This is a genomic window from Amycolatopsis sp. NPDC045836 (assembly GCF_056431745.1).
In genome coordinates this window covers 102,736-118,729 of the sequence record NZ_JBWKKF010000008.1, presented here as the reverse complement: position 1 = coordinate 118,729, position 15,994 = coordinate 102,736, and the positions used below count along the sequence as shown (strand labels likewise).

The following is a 15,994-nucleotide window of genomic DNA, read 5'->3' as shown; positions in this document are numbered from 1 at the left end:
AGCCACCGGTTGGGTCCGGAACTTCCTGATCGGCGGGGTGACCCCGCCCCGGCCGCTGACGCACGGTCGACCCCGGTCACCCCCGGACCGCGCGATCGCGTGAGCGCGTCACTGCTTGCGGTGACCCGGCCGCCACCCCGGTACCAGCACGATGGCCAGCGGGAGCAGGGCGTGCCCGAGCATGACCGCCGCGATGAACGGGCGTTCGCCCGCCGGGTAGTGCGGCAGGTGCGAGAGGTGGTAGATGCCGTGCGGCACGGACGAGGCCAGCGCACCCAGCCCGGTCAGCCGGGCGGCGGTGGGCGTGCCCACCCACGCCGCCCCGAAGGCGATCACCGCCAGGGTCAGGTTCAGCCCGCCGTAGTCGCGGATGAAATGGGTGTTCGCCGGGCCCTCGTAGGTCAGCCAGCCGTGCCGGAAACCGGGGAAGCCGGTGTAGAACGACATCGGGGCCAGCAGCGCCCACAGGCCCACCACCCCGGAAACGACCCCCAGTGCGGCGAGCAGGAGCCGGGTGGTTCTCCGGCGCACGTCCTTTTGCGGCACCGCCACCACGCTATGCAGCCGCCGCCGGTGGCGGAAGCGATCGGCGCCCGGTTCCACCGGAAGTGCGCCCGCGCCGACCCGCTACGGTGTGCCCCAGGCGAAGGCGAGGAGAGCTCATGTCCGACCACGATCCCGACCTCGTTCCCGACGGGGTGGACCTGGACCACCCCAATCCGGCGCGGATCTACGACTGGTTCCTCGGCGGCTCGGCGAACTGGGCGATCGACCGGGAGTTCGGCGCGAAGGCGGTGGCCGCGTTCCCGATGGTGCGGTCGATGGCCAAGGTCGGCCGCGAGTTCCTCGGCCGCGGGGTGCACCACCTCGCCCGCCAGGGCATCACCCAGTTCCTCGACCTCGGTTCCGGCGTGCCCACGGTGGGCAACGTGCACGAGATCGCCGACTCGGTGAACCCGGACAGCCGCTGCGTCTACGTGGACAACGAGCCGGTGGCCGTGGCGCATTCGCAGGTGCTGCTCGAACGCGAGGGCGACCTGCGGCGGCACGCCGTGCTGCAGGCCGACCTGCGTGATCCGGAGGACGTCTGGGAGCGCGCGATGGACACCGGCGTGCTGAACCCGCGTGAGCCGATCGGGTTGATCATGGTGAACGTGCTGTACTTCGTCAGCCCCGAGGACGGGCCGGAGCGGATCATCGGCCAGTACCGCGACCTGCTGCCGTCGGGTTCGTACTTCCTGTCCTCGCACATGACCGTGGACGGGGTGCCCGCCGAGGGCGAGGAGGAGCGGGCCGCGGTCCGGCGGCAGTACCGCAACTCGGCGACCCCGCTGCACCTGCGCTCCCGCGCCGAGTTCACCCGCTTCTTCGACGGCTTCGAGCTGGTGGAACCGGGCATCACCTGGGTCCCGGAGTGGCGGACCGACGAACGCGAATCCCCGGCGACGCGGGAGTTCCTCGCCGAACCGGCCACCAGCAGCGCCTTCGCCGGGCTGGGCCGGAAGCCGTAGCTCGTAGGATCGGCGGTATGGCGGACGGGATCGGCGTTGACCAGGAAATCCGGACGTTGCTGCTGCTCATGCCGCGGATGGCCGGGCGGATCAAGCGGATTCCGGTGCCCGAGCAGCTGCGGTCGTTCTCGCTGGCGCCGCGGCACCTGTCGCTGCTGGCGTACCTGCTCTTCGACGGGCCGATGACGGTCAACGAACTCGCCCGGCTGCTCGAGGTCGCCCCGGCCACGGTGAGCCTGATGGTCGGTGATCTGAGCAGGCAGGGCGTGCTCGACCGCCGCGAGGACGACCGGGACCGGCGGCGCACCATCGTGAGCATCGCCGAGCAGCACCGCGATGCCGTGGACGCCTGGTTGTCGGCCGGGGCGCGGGCGTGGCGGAAGGCGCTCGAACCGCTCACGCCGGAGCAGCGGCAACTGTTCGTCGAAACCCTGGAAACCTACGAACGCGAAGCGGCGCGCACCGTCTGACCAGCGGTGGCTGATCGTCGATCCTGAAACCAGGAGCGCGTCAGTGGGCCAGGTCCAGCACCGCCCACACCGTGCGCTTGGTCCCGTCCGTGCGCACGCCCCAGTCCAGCGGGAGTTGTTCCAGCAGCAGCCTGCCGTCGATGTCGTCCTCGATGGGGCCGGGGAGGGGCTCGCCGGTGGGCTGGGCGTCGAGTTCGACGTGGAGGCGGGCGGCGCGGCGGTTGAGGCCGAGCCGGATCTCCTCGACCCGTTCGTGGTAGCGCTCGGCGTCGGAGATCAGCTCGTCGACCACGAGCAGGGCCCGGTACACGGCTTCCGGGGTGGCCCCGTCGAGCATCAGGCGCACCTGGCTGCGGGCCCACGAGGCGCTCTCCGGGCCGTCGGTCAGGGTCATCCTCGCGTTCAGGATCTGTTCACGCCTCGGCACGGTCACCTTCGACACCTCCGCTGTGGCCTGGACAGTGGCGCTAACTGATACCCCGCGCTCGACCGGGTGAAACCCCCACCGGGCGAACACAACGACCGGAGAAGTGATCCCGATCACCAACACGGGTGCACAATGGGCGAAACGCAACGATTTCCTCCCGCATCCGGTGGCCCATTCACCGAAGCGAGAAGCGACCGCGGAAAGTGGCTCGGTTGCGGCGAACGGAGCAGTCCGGTGCACCACCGCATCAACGGCGGGCCCGCGTTCGGCCCAGCACCAAGCCGGAAGACGACTCGGCGAACCCGGCTTTTCCAAGCCCGACGACCGCCCTGGTGCGACAATTCGGCTGACCATATCTCGAATCGGCAACACCTCGTCATGGGGTAACCCGGGCGGAGTTCCTTTCGCATGGAGACAGCGGAGAAGCTCTGCGTCCAACCTTCCGAGACCTGCGGCGCCGCGGTCGCCGAGGCGGCGGCCGGGGACCCGGCCGCGATCGAGCGGCTGCTCGCGGCCATCCGGGCGCCGGTGGTCCGCTACTGCCGCGCACGCATCGGCAAGCACGGGGATTCCTTCGGCCCGGCGGACGAGGTGGCGCAGGAGGTCTGCATCTCGGTGCTGACCGCGCTGCCCACCCGCCGGGACGAGGGCTCGCTGCGGGCGCTGGTCTACGAAATCGCGTGCCACCGGGTCGGCGAGGCGCGCTTCGGCGGCGGTGACCAGCTCGGCGTGCTCATCCGCGAGCTGCCGGAGGTCGAGCGCGAGGTCGTGGTGCTGCGGGTGGCGGTCGGGTTGAGCGCCGAGCACACCGCGGAGGCGCTGGGCAGCACCGCCGCCTCGGTGCGGCGCGTCCAGCAGCGCGCGCTGGACCGCCTGCGCGAAGCTCAGGAAACCACCTGACCGTCCACGCCGGTGCGGTCGATCTCCAGCACGCAAGCCGCGGCGCTGCTGCGGTTGCCGACCCTGGTGAACCGGGACGACGCCGCCTTGAACAGCCGGGCGGCGTCCTGGCACTCGCCGAGCACGCGGTAGGCGCGGCCGATGTCCAGCCGCACCTGTGCCGCGCACTGGTCGTCGCGCTGGGATTCCAAGCGTTCGAGCGCCTGGTACAGGCTGGCCAGCGCGCGCTCGGGATCACCCCGGCGCAGGTGGAGCTGGCCGAACCGGCGCAGCACCAGTGCCATCCGGTGGTCGTCGCCGAGTTCGTCGCAGAGCTGCCGCGCCTGGTGCAACGCGGACTCCGCGTCGGCGAGCCTGCCGAGTTCGAGGCACACCGCGGCGATCGAGGTGTGGCTGTGCGCGGCACCCAGCCGGTCACCGCAGTCGACGAACATCTCCAGCGCCCGCACGCTGCGCGCGTGCGCCTGCTCCGGCCGCCAGGTCACCCGGGACACCACCCCGAGCCCGGTCAGCGCGCGAGCCATGCCGAGGCGGTCGCCCAGTGCTTCGCTGAGCCGGTAGGACGCGGTCAGCGCCTTCACCGCGTCGTCGAACTCGTCCCAGTAGATGTGCAGTTGCCCGATCCCGCGCAGCAGCGCCGCTTCCCCGCGCGGGTCACCGGCTTCGCGCACGGCGGTGAGCGCGAGGTAGTGGCAGCGGGCCCATTCCCGGTACAGCCCGCGGTAGTCGAAGTAGGAGGCCGCCGTCGCGGCGATCTCCCAGGCCAGGCCGGCGAATCCGGCCGCGGCGGCGTAACCGACCGCGTCCTCGATCGCCTGCTGTTCCCCTTCGAACCAGCCGAGCGGGTCCACCGGCGGCGGAATGGCCACCGGCCACCGCTTCGCCCCACCGGGTTCCGGCCGCAGCACGCTGCCCGGCAACCGCTCGGCGGCCCGTTCGGTCAGCCAGAGCAGGCCGCCGAGCACCCGCTCCAGCGCCGCCTCCCGGTCCGCCCCGGTGGTTTCCGGGACCGAGGTGCGCACCAGGTCGTGCAGCCGGTACCGCCGCCCGCTCTCCCGGACCAGTTGCCGCTCGTGCAGTTCACGCACCAGGCGCTCGGCCTCGGCCGGGTCGCCGTCGACCGCCGCGGCGGCCATCCAGGCGGAGAACTCGGGCATCGGCAACACGGCCAGCCGGGTGAGCAGGCGCCGCGGTTGCGGGGCGAGGGCGCCGAGGACGTGACCGGGTTCGGCACGCAGGATGCCGAGCTGGACCTCCCGCAGCGCCGCCGACGGTTCCACGCCCAGTTCCTCGACCAGCCGCCCGCGCCACCGCTGGTAGACCGCCAGCGCCTCGGCCGGGCGGCCCCGCTCGGCCAGCGCGGTCATCAACTGCCCGCAGAAGCGCTCGCGGAACGGGTGCGCGGTGATCAGCTCACGCAGTTCGGTGCTCAGCTCGTCCTCCGCACCGAGGCGCAGTTGCGCGTCGATGCACTCCTCGAGCACCGCGAGCCGCCGTTCTTCCCAGCCGGCCACGAATTCGGTCAGCGCGTCGAGCCGGAGGTCCTCGAACACCGGGCCGCGCCACAGCGCCAGCCCCTCACGCAGGCGGCGCACCCCGGCAGCCGGCTCACCGTCGGCGAGCAGCCGCCTGCCCTGCCGCGCGCACTCGGCAAATCTGTCCACATCGGACTGCCCGGGGGCCACCGGCAGCCGGTACCCGTGCCCCACCGTGACGATCGGATCGGCGTCACCCGGTTCCCGCAGCGCCCGGCGCAGTTGCGAGACCAGGCCCTGGATCTGCACGCGGTGGCTGGGCGGCGGCGAAGCACCCCACAGCGCGGCGGCGAGGCGGTCCACCGAGACCACCTGGTTGGCCTCCGCCAGCAGGACGGCGAACAACCGGCACGCCTGTGGCCTGCCGAGCCGCAGTTCCGTGCCCGCCCGCTCCACCAGCAGCGGACCGAGCACCCGATAAAAGCTCGTCACGTGCACCCCCAGGTGTCCGACTCGAGTGACGGTAGCAGTTCGCGCTGTCACATCGGCCCGGAATTCACCTACTCGTTCCGGCGGGTGCGGCCAGGTCGTGGTTAGGTCGTGCGCGTGCCGAAGCAACCGCTGGACCGGACGGCCAGGATCACCGTGCTGCTGCTGTTCGCGGCGTGGACGGTGGACTACGTGGACCGGCTGCTGGTCAACCTGGCGTTGCCGCACATCGGTGCGGAGTTCGGGTTGGACCACACCGAGCAGGGCATGGTGCTCTCGGCCTTCTTCCTGGCGTACGCGGTGTTCCAGATCCCCGGCGGGCTGCTCGCCGACCGGTTCGGGGCGGTGCGGGTGATGCTGGCCGCCGTGCTCGCCTGGTCCGCGTTCACCGCGCTCACCGGGCTGGTCGGCTCGTTCGCGCTGCTGCTGGTGGTGCGCTTCCTGTTCGGTGCGGCGGAAGGCGTTTTCCCCGGCGCGTCGATCAAGGCGCTGTCCGAACGCACCGAACCGGGCCAGCGGATGACGGCCAACGGCTGGATGCAGAGTTCCAACGCGTTCGGGGTGCTGCTCGCCCCGGCCATCGCGGCGCCGCTGATCGCCTGGTGGGGTTGGCGGGGCGCGTTCGCCGGGGTCGCCGTGCTCGGCGTTTTCGTGTTCCTGGCGGTGCGGGCGTGGCTGCCCGCGCCGCGGGTCGCGGTCGAACGGCCGCCGGGCGGGGCGCGGCGCGTCCTGCTCTCGCCGGTGATGTGGCGGTTCGCGTTGATGTTCTTCGGTTACGACGTGATCGTCTGGGGCCTGTCCTCCTGGGTGCCGTCCTACCTGCAGAGCGAACGGGGGCTTTCGCTCACCGAGGCGGGCGCCATCACCGCGCTGCCCGCGGTGTTCGGCGGGATCGCGGTGGTGCTCGGCGGCCGGTGGAGCGACCGGCTCGGCGGGCGGCACCGGCTGGTCGTCCTGCCCGCGATGGCGGCGAGTTCGCTCTGCCTGGTGGTGATGGCGTTCTCGGAACCGGTGGCGCTGTTCGCGGTCTTCCTCACGCTGGCAGGCACCTTCGCGGCGCTCTGCTACATGCCGATCTTCGCCGTGCCGCTGCGCAGCCTGCCCGCCGGGCTGGCGGGGGCCGGGGCCGGGCTGATCGTGTTCGGCGGTCAGGCCGCCGGCATGGTGATCCCGGTGGTGATGGGGGCGCTGGTGGACCACTTCTCCTACCGGACCGCCTTCCTGTCCCTGCTGGCGGGCGCGGTGCTCACCGTGCTGGCCGCGCTGGCCACCCCGCAGACCACCGACCGGTTCCGCCTGCGCTGACACCGGCTTGCCCGGACGCTCGGGGGCTATATAGAGTTCTGCCTATGCCGAGGATGACGTTGCAGACGCAGGCCGTGCTCGCGGTGTTCCTCGAGCGCGAAGCCGGTGAGCTGTGGGGGTTCGAGTTGAGCAGGGCCAGCGGCCTCCCGGCGGGCACGATCTACCCGATCCTGCAGCGCCTGACCGCGGCCGGGTGGATCACCAGCCGCTGGGAGCAGGCCGAGCACGCGCAGGAAGCGGGCCGCCCGCCGCGGCGGTACTACCAGCTCACCACCGAGGGCCGCGCCCGCGCGGTGCACGCGCTCGCCGAGGGCGCGAAGAAGCGCGCGAGCCTGTCCCGGCTGCTCGGCCCGGCCGAGGAGGGCGCGTGACGGCCTCCCTGGTCCGCAGCCCCCGCTGGTGGCTCCTGCCCTTCTCGGTGGCGACCGCTTCCCTGCTGCTGGCGCGCAACGAATGGCTGATCGCGGCGGTCAGCCTGGTCTGGTCGAGCACCGCCGCGCTGCTGGGTGCCGCCGCGCTGCTCGGGCTCACCCGGCGCTGCCTGCCCAACGGCGTCACGCTGCTGAACCGGCTGGCGATCGTGCTCCCCCGCACCGAGCGGGCGCACTGGCGCGCCGAACTCGTCGCGGTGCTGCACGCCTGCGAAGGCCCCGAGCGACGGCGCCAGGCCCTCGGTTTCCTCGCCGCCCTGCCGGCCACCGCGATCTCCAGCCGGGTGCACCGGTGATCCGGCTGGAATCGGTCGGCCAGCGCTACCGCCGCGGACCGCTGGTGGTCGAAGGCGTCGACCTGGTGCTCGAACCGGGTGAACCCGTGGTCGTCCTGGGTGAGAACGGTTCGGGGAAGTCCACCCTGCTGCGGGTGATCGCGGGCTGCGGCACCCCGGTCGAAGGGCGGGTCACCGGCCGCCCGCCGACCGTCGGTTACCTGCCCGACCGTTTTCCCGCCCACCTGCGCATGCCCGCGTCGAGCTACCTGCGCCACCTCCGGCGCATCCGCCGCCGCCAGTCCGGGGATCCGCTGGAACTGTTGCGCCGCCTGGATTTCTCCGGTGGCCTCTCGACGCCGATGAGCCGCCTGTCCAAGGGCAACGCGCAGAAGGTCGGGCTGGTGCAGGCGCTGACCAGCGGGGCGCCGCTGCTGGTGCTGGACGAACCGTGGTCCGGTTTGGACGTCGGCGTGCGGCCGGTGCTCACCGAGGTGCTCACCGCGCTCGCCCCGGACACGGCACTGGTGCTGACCGATCACACCGGCACCGCCGACGCCCTGCCCCGGCGCCGGAAGCTGCGGCTGAGCGAACGACGGCTCCACGACGAACCGGACGGCGAAGGCACCGTGGTGATCACCCTGACCTGCCCGGCCCGGCTCGCCGACCCGCTGCTCGCCGAGGTGGCCCGGCTCGGTGCCGCGGTCGAACGGGTGCGGCACCGGTGATCCGCTACTACAGCGCGGACCTGCTGCGCTCACAACGCTTCCTGCTCCCCTTCCTGCTCTACGGCATGCTGCTGGCGCCGTTGTTCGGCGGTGATCCCGGTCCGCCACCGGCCACCTGGGCGGCCTCGGTGCTCGCGCTGTACCCGGTTTCGGTGTGGCTCGCGGTGACCGTGGCGAACACCGAGGACCCGGTGCAGCGCCAGGTGACGATCGCCGCGGCGGGCGGCCGGGGCCGGGTCACCGCCGGGGTGCTGGCCACCTGCCTGCTCGCCGACCTGGTGCTGGTGGCGCTCGCCGTGGGGTGGCCGGTGCTGACCACTGCCTACGACCACCCGCCGCACCTGCTCGCGGCCGGGGCGCTGGCGCACTTCGCGGCCGGGGCCACCGGCACCGCGGTCGGCCTGCTGTGCGCCCGGCCGGTGGTGCACGGCATCGGCTGGTCCGCGGTGCTCGGCGCCGGGGTGGTCGCGGCGACCGGGTTCCAGCGGTGGCTGCCCCCGGTCGGCTCGGCCGCCCGCACCCTGGTGGAGACCCCCGTTTCGCTGCCCGCCCTGCTGTTCGACGCCGGACTGGCGCTGGTGCTGGCCGCGGTGGCCGGCGTGGTGGTCAGCCGCGTCCGAGCAGGGTGACGAAGTGGCCGATCATCAGGTCGGCGCCCTTCAGCTCGGACGTGGTCGCGGCGTCCAGCAAACCGGTGTCCGGGGTGTAGGACGCGCCGTGCTTCGGGCCGAGCGGCAACGCGATGGCGGGTGCCGCGGCTTCGTAGGTGGACAGTTCGCCGTCCCCGCTGATCAGCGCGCGGATGTTCGCCGCCACCACTTCGGCGTGCTGACCGGCGGCCCGCGCCATCTTGGTTTCCGGCACGTCGGTGATGTCCCCGATGGCGAACACCCGTTCCTGCCCGGTCAGGCGGAGTTCCGGCGTGACCGCGACGCTGCCGTTCGCCTGGCGGGCCGCGGCCAGTTCGCCGGTGAGGTAGTCCGTCGCGGGCACGTTGCCGAAGCAGCGGAACCACAGGTCGGCGGTGATCTTGGTGCCGTCGGCGGTCTCGACGGTGAAACCGCCCTCGGCCGGCGGGGTTTCCACGGACGTGCCGAGCAGCAGTTCCACCCCGAGTTCGTCGAGCTGGGACCGCACCGCGGCGCGGAACTCCTCGGGGAACCCGGCCAGCAGCTCCGGCGCCGGGTCGACGACGGTGACCGCCTTGCCCGGCCACTTCGCCCGGAGTTCCCCCGCCAGTTCGAGGCCGACGGGGCCCGCGCCGAGCAGTAGCACGCTCCCGGCTTCGAGGAGTTCGTCGTACGCCGCACGCAGTTTCGCCTTGGCCACGGCGCTGTCGTGCTCGGCGAACTTGGCCGGGAACGGGTACGCGGTGCCGGTGGCGAGCACGAGGTAGTCGGCTTCGATGCGCTCGCCGGACGCGAGCGTGACGACCCCGGCGTCCACCGCCGACGCGCGGTCGTGGACCACCCGGCCGCGCTTGAGCAGGCGGTCGTACGGCAGGAAGAGCCGCTCGGCGAACTCCGGTTCGACCAGGCCGCGCAACGCGCCGACGTGGTGCACGAACTGGTCCTTCGGCTCGACGAGCACCACGTCGGCCACGTCGTCGAGCGCCTTCGCGGCGGACGCCCCGCCGTACCCACCGCCGACAACCACCACGGTCGCAGACATACCGTCTCCTTGTTCGCAGTACATACTGTTCGCAACGCGAACTACGATAGTTCGTGGAACGAACCACCGTCAACTACACTCGGGGACATGAGCGAGCTGGCGGGCGCACTGGTGCAGCTGTCGCACCTGGTGCAACGGGTGTTCACCGAGGTCAGCCGGGAGAACGAGCTGACCCAGCAGCAGGCGCAACTGCTGTGCACGCTGTCCCCCGGGCCGGTGGGCATGACCGAACTGAGCCGGTTGCTGCACCTGGAGAAGTCGAGCCTGACCGGGCTGGTGGACCGGGTGGAACGGCGGGGGCTGGCGGACCGGGTGCGGGACGGCCACGACCGGCGGGCCTGCCAGATCCAGCTGACCGAGACGGGGGCCGAACTCGGCAGGCGCACGCACGAGGGGGTGGTCGCCCGGCTGGAGGAACTGGCCGAGGACCTGCCCGCCGAAACCCGGGCGCTGCTCACCGAGGCGCTCACCGGCATCACCGCCCGAGCCGATTCGGGACGGCAGGTGGCCGAACCCGCTAACGTGCGCGCATGAAATCCACGCACCGGTTGACCGTCGCCGTTGTCTCCGCGCTGGCCCTGACCGGGCTGGCCACCCCCGCCCAGGCCGTGCCCGCCGTGTCCGCCGCACCCACCGTGCAGTGCGAGTTCACGCCGACGCCGGAGAACCCGGCCGCCAGGCCCGTCCAGCCGCCGTCACCGACCGCGTCGGCGAAGGGCACGGCGAAGGCGGTGCTGCAGACCAACTACGGGCTGGTCGCGATCCAGCTGGACAAGGCGAACGCCCCCTGCGCGGTGCACAACTTCCGGCACCTCGTCCGCAGCTGGTTCTACCAGCACACGCAGTGCTTCCGGCTGACCGCGTCGCAGCGGCTGGGTGTGCTGCAGTGCGGCGACATCTACGAGGTGGAGAAGGGCGGGCCGGGCTACCGGTTCCCGGACGAGGTGACCGGCGAGGAAACGTACCCGCGCGGCACGGTGGCGATGGGCAACCAGGGTCCCGGCACGAACGGCAGCCAGTTCTTCGTCGTGCACTCGCACGCGAACATCGACCCGAAGTACAGCGTGCTGGGCCGGGTGGTGTGGGGCATGGACACGCTCGACCGGATCGTCGCCGCCGGCATCGCGGACGGCGCGGACGACGGTGCACCGGCGCACCCGGTGCGCATCCACTTCGCCCTCACCACGTAGGTGGACCTGCGCCTGCGGCTCCCGTCGCCGGTCACCGAACTCCACGACGACCGGCTGCGGGAGCGGCGGGTGTCCGTTGTGCTCAAGCGGGACGACCTCATCCACCCGGAGTTCCCCGGCAACAAGTGGCGCAAGCTCAACGGCAACATCGCCGCCGCCCGCGGCACCGTGCTCACCTTCGGCGGTGCCCACTCCAACCACATCCGGGCCACCGCGGCGGCGGGGTACTACTTCGGCCTGCGCACGATCGGCCTGATCCGCGGTGAAGCACACCTGCCGCTGAACGAAACGCTGGAACACGCCAGGCGCCGCGGCATGGAACTGCACTACCTGGACCGGACCACCTACCGGCGCAAGGCCGAACCGGACTTCCTCGCCGGACTGCACGAGCGGTTCGGCGACTTCCACCTGATCCCCGAAGGCGGCAGCAACGCGCTCGGCGTCCGAGGCTGCACGGCGATCACCGATGAGCTCTCCTCGGACTACGACCTCGTGTGCTGCGCCTGCGGCACCGGCGGCACCCTGGCGGGCCTGTCCCACGCCCTCCCACCCGGCCGGACAGCGCTGGGCTTCGCCGTGCTCAAAGGCGGGCAGTTCCTCCGTGACGACGTGGCGCGGATGCAACAAGAAGCCTTCGGCGCCACTTCGGACAACTGGCGCATCGATCTCCGGTACCACTTCGGCGGTTACGCCAAGAAGAACGCGGTTCTGCTCGACTTCGTCGAGGATTTCGAGGCGCGGCACGGGATTCGGCTGGACTGGGTTTACGAAGCCAAGATGGTGTACGGAATTTTCGACCTGTTGCGCAACGGCGAATTCGCCGCCGGGACGCGGATCGTCGCCGTGCTCGCGGGCGCCACCTAGGGGTGCGGCGGCGGGGAATTCCCCGATGTCCCAGGGGTTCGGCGCTGCCAGAGTTCATCCACCACGGGATGAACGGGGAGATCAATGCACAAGGGAGCTTTTGCCGCGGCGCCGGTTCTGCTGCTCGCCGGGGTGATCGCGATGAAGTTCGGCTGGAAGGGCAACACCGGCCTCGACTGGGGCGTGGCCCTTCCGCTGTGGACCGGCGCGCACCTCGCGTACGTGCTCGGGTACCTGGCGTTCGGCATCGTGCTCGCGGTGTTCTGGGGCAGAGCCAGGCGCAACGCACGCGGCGGCGGTGAGCGCGGGCTGGCCGATCTGCTCGGGGTCGTCGGCGTGGCCGGGTTGATCGGCATCCTCGGGCAGATGGTGATCGATCTGCTCGTCGGCTTCCGGGCCGCCGACCGCGCCGGGATGAGCCCGTTGTTCCGGAGCTACCAGGACATCCCCGGCTTCGAGGTGGCCTTCTACGGCGTCGTGCCGTCGCTGCTGCTGGTCGCGGTGTCGCTGCTGGTCGTGCTGCTGGCGGTCCGCCGCGACGCCCCGCCGTGGGCGGCCGTCACCTTCGTCGCCGCGACGGTGAGCGTGGGCACGCAGGTGACCGCGTTGATGGTGCTCGGCGGCGTGGCCCTGTGCGTGGCGCTGCCCGCGTTGCGCGGGACCACCGCTCGGTTCGGCCACGAACCGGCTTCGAACCTGGCTTGATCGGGCGGCGGCTGCCAGACTGGGCCGCCCGTCCCGCGGAGGTTTCACAGTGGAATCCTCGGTCGCCACCACCGTGCTGCTGCCCATCGCGCTCGGCGTGATCATGTTCGGGCTCGGCCTCTCCCTGACCACCAAGGACTTCGCCAGGGTGCTCAGCTACCCGAAGGCGGTGGTGGTGGCCCTGTTCTGCCAGGTGCTGCTGCTGCCCGCGATCTGCTTCGGCCTGGTGTACGCGCTGGCGCTGCCGCCGGAACTGGCGGTCGGCATGATGCTGCTGGCCGCCTCCCCCGGCGGCACCACGGCGAACCTGTTCAGCCACCTCGCCCACGGCGACGTCGCGCTGAACGTCACGCTCACCGCGGTCAACTCGCTGCTGGCCGTGGTCACCCTGCCGCTGGTGGTCAACTTCTCGCTCGGCCACTTCCTCGCCGGGGACGGCGGGATCGGCCTGCAGTTCGGCAAGACCGTGCAGATCTTCGCGATCGTGCTGGTCCCGGTGGCGCTCGGCATGCTCGCCCGCCACCGGGTACCGGGACTGGCCGAACGCGCCCGCAAACCGGTGAAGCTGCTGTCGGTGGTGTTCCTGGTCGGCACCATCCTGGTGGCCGTCTACCAGGAACGGGCCAACATCGGCGGGTACCTGGCCGACGTCGGGCTGGCGACGCTGCTGTTCAGCGTGCTGTCCATCGGGGTGGGTTACCTGGCACCGCGGTTGTTCCGGGTGGACCGCCGCCAGTCGATCGCCGCCGCGATGGAGATCGGCATCCACAACAGCGTGCTGGCCATCACCATCGCGCTCACCCTGCTGGACAACACCCGCATCGCCATTCCCGGCGCGGTCTACGGCATCGTCATGTTCTTCACCGCCGGTGCGTTCGGCTTCCTGATCAGCCGCCGGGTCAGCGCGCCTGCCGTGGGCTCGCCGCGGTGACCGCCTTCAGCGCGGTCCAGCGCTGGGCCGCCGAGGACCCGCACCGGATCGCGCTGCGCTTCGGTGCGCGGGCGTGGACCTGGCAGGAGCTGGCGGACCGGGTCCGCCGCAACGCCGCCGCCCAGCTCGCGGCCGGGCTGCGCCCCGGCGACCGCGTCGCCTTCCTGGACAAGAACCACCCCGCCTGCCTGGAGACCACGCTGGCCTGCGCGCTGGCGGGCACGGTCAGCGTGGTGGTCAACTTCCGGCTGGCCCCGGACGAACTGGTGCACGTGCTCAACGACTCGACCGCGCGCCTGCTGTTCGCCGGCGCGGAGCTGCGGCCGGTGGTCGACGGCATCCGCGACCGGCTGGAGACCGTCGAGCAGGTGGTCGGCGTCGACGACTACGAGGATTTCCTCGCCACCGCAACGGGTGCCGAGGGGGAGCCGGGCGACTGCTTCCTCCAGCTCTACACCTCCGGCACCACCGGCCACCCGAAGGGCGTGCTGCTCACCCACCGGTCGATGGCCGCCCACAGCGAGGCCGCCGTCGACGCCTTCGGCTTCGACCGCGAGTCGGTGAACCTGGTGGCCATGCCGCTGTTCCACGTCGGCGGCACCAGCTGGGCACTGGCCGGGATGAGCGTCGGCTGCGAGACCGTGGTGGTGCGCGAGGTCGTGCCGGAACAGTTGCTGCCGCAGCTCGGCCAGGTGACGCACGCGTTCTTCGTGCCCGCCGTGTTCGGCTTCTTCCTGCAGACGCCCGGCGTCGAGGAGCACGACTACTCGAACCTGCGCTGCCTCGGTTACGGCGGCTCGCCGATGCCGGAACCGCTGCTGCGGCGGGCGATGGCGGCCTTCGGGGTGGACTTCTACCAGGTGTACGGCATGACCGAGGCGTCCGGTGTGTTCTGCGTGCTCGGCCCGGAGGACCACCCCGAGCACATCGCCGCGGCCGGACGGCCGGTGCGCGGGGTGGAGATGCGGGTGGTCGACCCGTCGACCGGTGCGCCGCTGCCGGACGGCGCGGTCGGCGAGTTCCAGGTGCGCGGGGCCCAGGTGATGGCCGGGTACTGGCGGCTCCCGGAGGAGACCGAGGCGACCCTGGCGGGCGGCTGGCTGCGCACCGGCGACGCCGGGCACCGCGACGAGCACGGCCGGTACCACGTCGAGGACCGCGTGAAGGACATGATCATCTCCGGCGGGGAGAACGTGTACCCGGCGGAGGTGGAGCGGGTGCTCGGTGAACACCCCGGCGTCGCCGAAGTGGCGGTGATCGGCGTCCCGGACGAGAAGTGGGGCGAGACGGTCAAGGCGATCGTGGTGCCCGCCGGCGACCTCGATCCGGCCGAACTGCTGGCCCACTGCGAAGGCAGGCTGGCCGGTTACAAGCGACCGGCCACAGTGGACCTGGTGGACGCGCTGCCCCGCAACGCCACCGGCAAGATCCTCAAACGCAGCCTGCGTGAGCCGTACTGGACGGGCCGCGACCGCCGGATCTAGGGGTTGACCGCCAGGAACAGGAACGCGGCCAGCAGCACCAGGTGCACCCCGCCCTGCAACCGGGTCGCCCGGCCCGGCACCACGGTCAGCACGCTGACCACCACGGTCAAGCCGAACAACACCATCTGCGTGGCGCCCAGCCCCAGGGTCAGCGGGCCCTCCAGCCAGATGGTGGCCAGCGCGATCGCCGGGATGGTCAGGCCGATGCTGGCCATCGCCGAGCCGTAGGCCAGGTTCAGGCTGATCTGCACCCGCTCCCGCAACGCCGCGCGCAGGGCGGCCAGCGTTTCCGGCAGCAGCACCAGCAGGGCGATCACCACCCCGACAAAAGACGGCGGGAAGCCGACCGCCTTGACCCCCGCCTCGATCGCCGGGGACTCCACCTTGGCCAGTCCGACCACGGCGACCAGGGCGAGCAGCAGCAGGCCGAGGCTGGCCAGGGCCGCCTTGCCGGTGGGCGGGTCGGCGTGGCCGTCGCCGTCGGCGTCGGTGGAGCCGCTGTCGGTTTCCACCGGCAGGAAGAAGTCGCGGTGCCGCACGGTCTGGGTGAACACGAACATGCCGTACAGCGCCAGGGAGGCCAGTGCGGCGAAGGCCAGTTGCGGGGTGGAGAACTCCGGCCCGGCCTGGCTGGTGGTGAAGGTGGGCAGCACCAGGCTGAGCGTCGCGAGGGTGGCCACCGTGGCCAGCGCCGCGCCGGTGCCCTCGGCGTTGAAGTGGGTGAAGCCGTGGCGGATCGCGCCCGCCATCAGCGCGATGCCGACGATGCCGTTGGTGGTGATCATCACCGCGGCGAACACCGTGTCCCTGGCCAGCGAAGCCGACTCCGGCCCGCCGGAGACCATCAGCGTGACGATCAGCGCCACCTCGATGATGGTCACCGCCACCGCGAGCACCAGCGAGCCGAACGGTTCACCCACCCGGTGCGCCACCACCTCGGCGTGGTGCACCGCCGCCAGCACGGTGCCCGCGAGCACCAGGGCGACCAGCACCACCAGCAGGGTGCCGAGCTCACGGCCCCAGGTCGCGGCCAGCACCAGCACCGCGACCACCGGGACCACGGTCGTCCAGGACAGCGCCGGAGATCGAGTGGCCATGCCGCCAGCCAACCAGACCCCCGGCCGCCCCGCCCGCCGAC

Annotated in this window: 19 protein-coding genes; 14 read left to right on the top strand and 5 right to left on the bottom strand. The window is 71.8% G+C overall.

Features of this window, described 5'->3' with window-relative positions; all coding sequences use genetic code 11:
- Window positions 1-108 precede the first annotated feature (108 nt).
- Window positions 109-546, bottom strand: a complete 438-nt coding sequence (locus AC07EG_RS17070) for a hypothetical protein (RefSeq protein WP_478254061.1) — start codon at window positions 544-546, stop codon at window positions 109-111.
- 116 nt (window positions 547-662) lie between these two features.
- Between AC07EG_RS17070 and AC07EG_RS17065 the strand changes: the two genes are divergently transcribed.
- Window positions 663-1,511: an SAM-dependent methyltransferase gene (locus AC07EG_RS17065; protein WP_478254060.1), complete on the top strand. Its 849-nt coding sequence runs from the start codon at window positions 663-665 to the stop codon at window positions 1,509-1,511.
- 17 nt (window positions 1,512-1,528) lie between these two features.
- A complete protein-coding gene (locus tag AC07EG_RS17060; protein WP_478254059.1) occupies window positions 1,529-1,981 on the top strand; it encodes a MarR family winged helix-turn-helix transcriptional regulator in 453 nt (150 codons plus the stop codon).
- Window positions 1,982-2,021: 40 nt separating this feature from the next.
- Here the strand turns inward: AC07EG_RS17060 and AC07EG_RS17055 are convergent, their stop codons facing one another.
- The gene (locus tag AC07EG_RS17055) at window positions 2,022-2,414 is read right to left on the bottom strand and encodes a hypothetical protein (RefSeq protein WP_478254058.1); all 393 of its coding nucleotides are present in this window, start codon (window positions 2,412-2,414) and stop codon (window positions 2,022-2,024) included.
- Window positions 2,415-2,816: 402 nt separating this feature from the next.
- Here AC07EG_RS17055 and AC07EG_RS17050 point away from each other — a divergent pair, with 402 nt between their 5' ends.
- Complete coding sequence (locus tag AC07EG_RS17050; RefSeq protein WP_478254057.1) at window positions 2,817-3,308, top strand: sigma factor-like helix-turn-helix DNA-binding protein; 492 nt, start codon at window positions 2,817-2,819, stop codon at window positions 3,306-3,308.
- On the opposite strand, the gene AC07EG_RS17045 is transcribed toward AC07EG_RS17050, so the two are convergent.
- Window positions 3,293-5,275 (bottom strand): AfsR/SARP family transcriptional regulator, encoded by a 1,983-nt coding sequence (locus AC07EG_RS17045; protein WP_478254056.1) that lies wholly within the window; start codon window positions 5,273-5,275, stop codon window positions 3,293-3,295. The genes AC07EG_RS17050 and AC07EG_RS17045 overlap by 16 nt on opposite strands.
- A gap of 114 nt (window positions 5,276-5,389) precedes the next feature.
- On the opposite strand from AC07EG_RS17045, the gene AC07EG_RS17040 reads away from it, so the two are divergent.
- From AC07EG_RS17040 to AC07EG_RS17020, 5 genes are read left to right on the top strand one after another with little or no spacing between them, the layout of a single operon-like run.
- A complete protein-coding gene (locus AC07EG_RS17040) occupies window positions 5,390-6,577 on the top strand; it encodes an MFS transporter (protein WP_478254055.1) in 1,188 nt (395 codons plus the stop codon).
- A gap of 44 nt (window positions 6,578-6,621) precedes the next feature.
- The gene (locus tag AC07EG_RS17035) at window positions 6,622-6,948 is read left to right on the top strand and encodes a PadR family transcriptional regulator (protein ID WP_478254054.1); all 327 of its coding nucleotides are present in this window, start codon (window positions 6,622-6,624) and stop codon (window positions 6,946-6,948) included.
- Window positions 6,945-7,304, top strand: a complete 360-nt coding sequence (locus AC07EG_RS17030) for a hypothetical protein (RefSeq protein ID WP_478254053.1) — start codon at window positions 6,945-6,947, stop codon at window positions 7,302-7,304. The genes AC07EG_RS17035 and AC07EG_RS17030 overlap by 4 nt, the downstream gene beginning before the upstream one ends.
- Complete coding sequence (locus AC07EG_RS17025) at window positions 7,301-8,011, top strand: ABC transporter ATP-binding protein (protein WP_478254052.1); 711 nt, start codon at window positions 7,301-7,303, stop codon at window positions 8,009-8,011. Before AC07EG_RS17030 ends, AC07EG_RS17025 begins: the two co-directional genes overlap by 4 nt.
- The gene (locus AC07EG_RS17020; RefSeq protein ID WP_478254051.1) at window positions 8,008-8,640 is read left to right on the top strand and encodes a hypothetical protein; all 633 of its coding nucleotides are present in this window, start codon (window positions 8,008-8,010) and stop codon (window positions 8,638-8,640) included. The genes AC07EG_RS17025 and AC07EG_RS17020 overlap by 4 nt, the downstream gene beginning before the upstream one ends.
- Here AC07EG_RS17020 and AC07EG_RS17015 read toward each other — a convergent pair.
- Entirely contained in the window at window positions 8,618-9,682 is a 1,065-nt protein-coding gene (locus AC07EG_RS17015; RefSeq protein WP_478254050.1) for an NAD(P)/FAD-dependent oxidoreductase, read from the bottom strand. The genes AC07EG_RS17020 and AC07EG_RS17015 overlap by 23 nt on opposite strands.
- 87 nt (window positions 9,683-9,769) lie before the next feature.
- Between AC07EG_RS17015 and AC07EG_RS17010 the strand changes: the two genes are divergently transcribed.
- The 6 genes from AC07EG_RS17010 to AC07EG_RS16985 all read left to right on the top strand — a co-directional run bounded on the left by AC07EG_RS17010 (window position 9,770) and on the right by AC07EG_RS16985 (window position 14,856).
- A complete protein-coding gene (locus tag AC07EG_RS17010; protein ID WP_478254049.1) occupies window positions 9,770-10,216 on the top strand; it encodes a MarR family winged helix-turn-helix transcriptional regulator in 447 nt (148 codons plus the stop codon).
- Entirely contained in the window at window positions 10,213-10,872 is a 660-nt protein-coding gene (locus tag AC07EG_RS17005; RefSeq protein ID WP_478254048.1) for a peptidylprolyl isomerase, read from the top strand. The genes AC07EG_RS17010 and AC07EG_RS17005 overlap by 4 nt, the downstream gene beginning before the upstream one ends.
- Window positions 10,873-11,736, top strand: a complete 864-nt coding sequence (locus AC07EG_RS17000; protein ID WP_478254047.1) for a 1-aminocyclopropane-1-carboxylate deaminase/D-cysteine desulfhydrase — start codon at window positions 10,873-10,875, stop codon at window positions 11,734-11,736. It abuts the gene before it with no gap.
- Between the two features lie 84 nt (window positions 11,737-11,820).
- Window positions 11,821-12,441: a hypothetical protein gene (locus AC07EG_RS16995; protein ID WP_478254046.1), complete on the top strand. Its 621-nt coding sequence runs from the start codon at window positions 11,821-11,823 to the stop codon at window positions 12,439-12,441.
- Between the two features lie 49 nt (window positions 12,442-12,490).
- Window positions 12,491-13,372, top strand: a complete 882-nt coding sequence (locus AC07EG_RS16990) for a bile acid:sodium symporter family protein (protein WP_478254045.1) — start codon at window positions 12,491-12,493, stop codon at window positions 13,370-13,372.
- A complete protein-coding gene (locus tag AC07EG_RS16985) occupies window positions 13,369-14,856 on the top strand; it encodes a long-chain-fatty-acid--CoA ligase (RefSeq protein ID WP_478254044.1) in 1,488 nt (495 codons plus the stop codon). The genes AC07EG_RS16990 and AC07EG_RS16985 overlap by 4 nt, the downstream gene beginning before the upstream one ends.
- Here AC07EG_RS16985 and AC07EG_RS16980 read toward each other — a convergent pair.
- A complete protein-coding gene (locus tag AC07EG_RS16980; RefSeq protein ID WP_478254043.1) occupies window positions 14,853-15,953 on the bottom strand; it encodes a calcium:cation antiporter in 1,101 nt (366 codons plus the stop codon). The genes AC07EG_RS16985 and AC07EG_RS16980 overlap by 4 nt on opposite strands.
- Between the last annotated feature and the right edge of the window lie 41 nt (window positions 15,954-15,994).

Bases quoted from the DNA above. Each gene is read 5' to 3' on its own strand.
- AC07EG_RS17065 (WP_478254060.1), top strand. From the start codon at position 663: ATGTCCGACCACGATCCCGACCTCGTTCCCGACGGGGTGGACCTGGAC.
- AC07EG_RS17060 (WP_478254059.1), top strand. From the start codon at position 1,529: ATGGCGGACGGGATCGGCGTTGACCAGGAAATCCGGACGTTGCTGCTG.
- AC07EG_RS17050 (WP_478254057.1), top strand. From the start codon at position 2,817: ATGGAGACAGCGGAGAAGCTCTGCGTCCAACCTTCCGAGACCTGCGGC.
- AC07EG_RS17035 (WP_478254054.1), top strand. From the start codon at position 6,622: ATGCCGAGGATGACGTTGCAGACGCAGGCCGTGCTCGCGGTGTTCCTC.
- AC07EG_RS17015 (WP_478254050.1), bottom strand. From the start codon at position 9,682: ATGTCTGCGACCGTGGTGGTTGTCGGCGGTGGGTACGGCGGGGCGTCC.
- AC07EG_RS17010 (WP_478254049.1), top strand. From the start codon at position 9,770: ATGAGCGAGCTGGCGGGCGCACTGGTGCAGCTGTCGCACCTGGTGCAA.
- AC07EG_RS17005 (WP_478254048.1), top strand. From the start codon at position 10,213: ATGAAATCCACGCACCGGTTGACCGTCGCCGTTGTCTCCGCGCTGGCC.
- AC07EG_RS16995 (WP_478254046.1), top strand. From the start codon at position 11,821: ATGCACAAGGGAGCTTTTGCCGCGGCGCCGGTTCTGCTGCTCGCCGGG.
- AC07EG_RS16980 (WP_478254043.1), bottom strand. From the start codon at position 15,953: ATGGCCACTCGATCTCCGGCGCTGTCCTGGACGACCGTGGTCCCGGTG.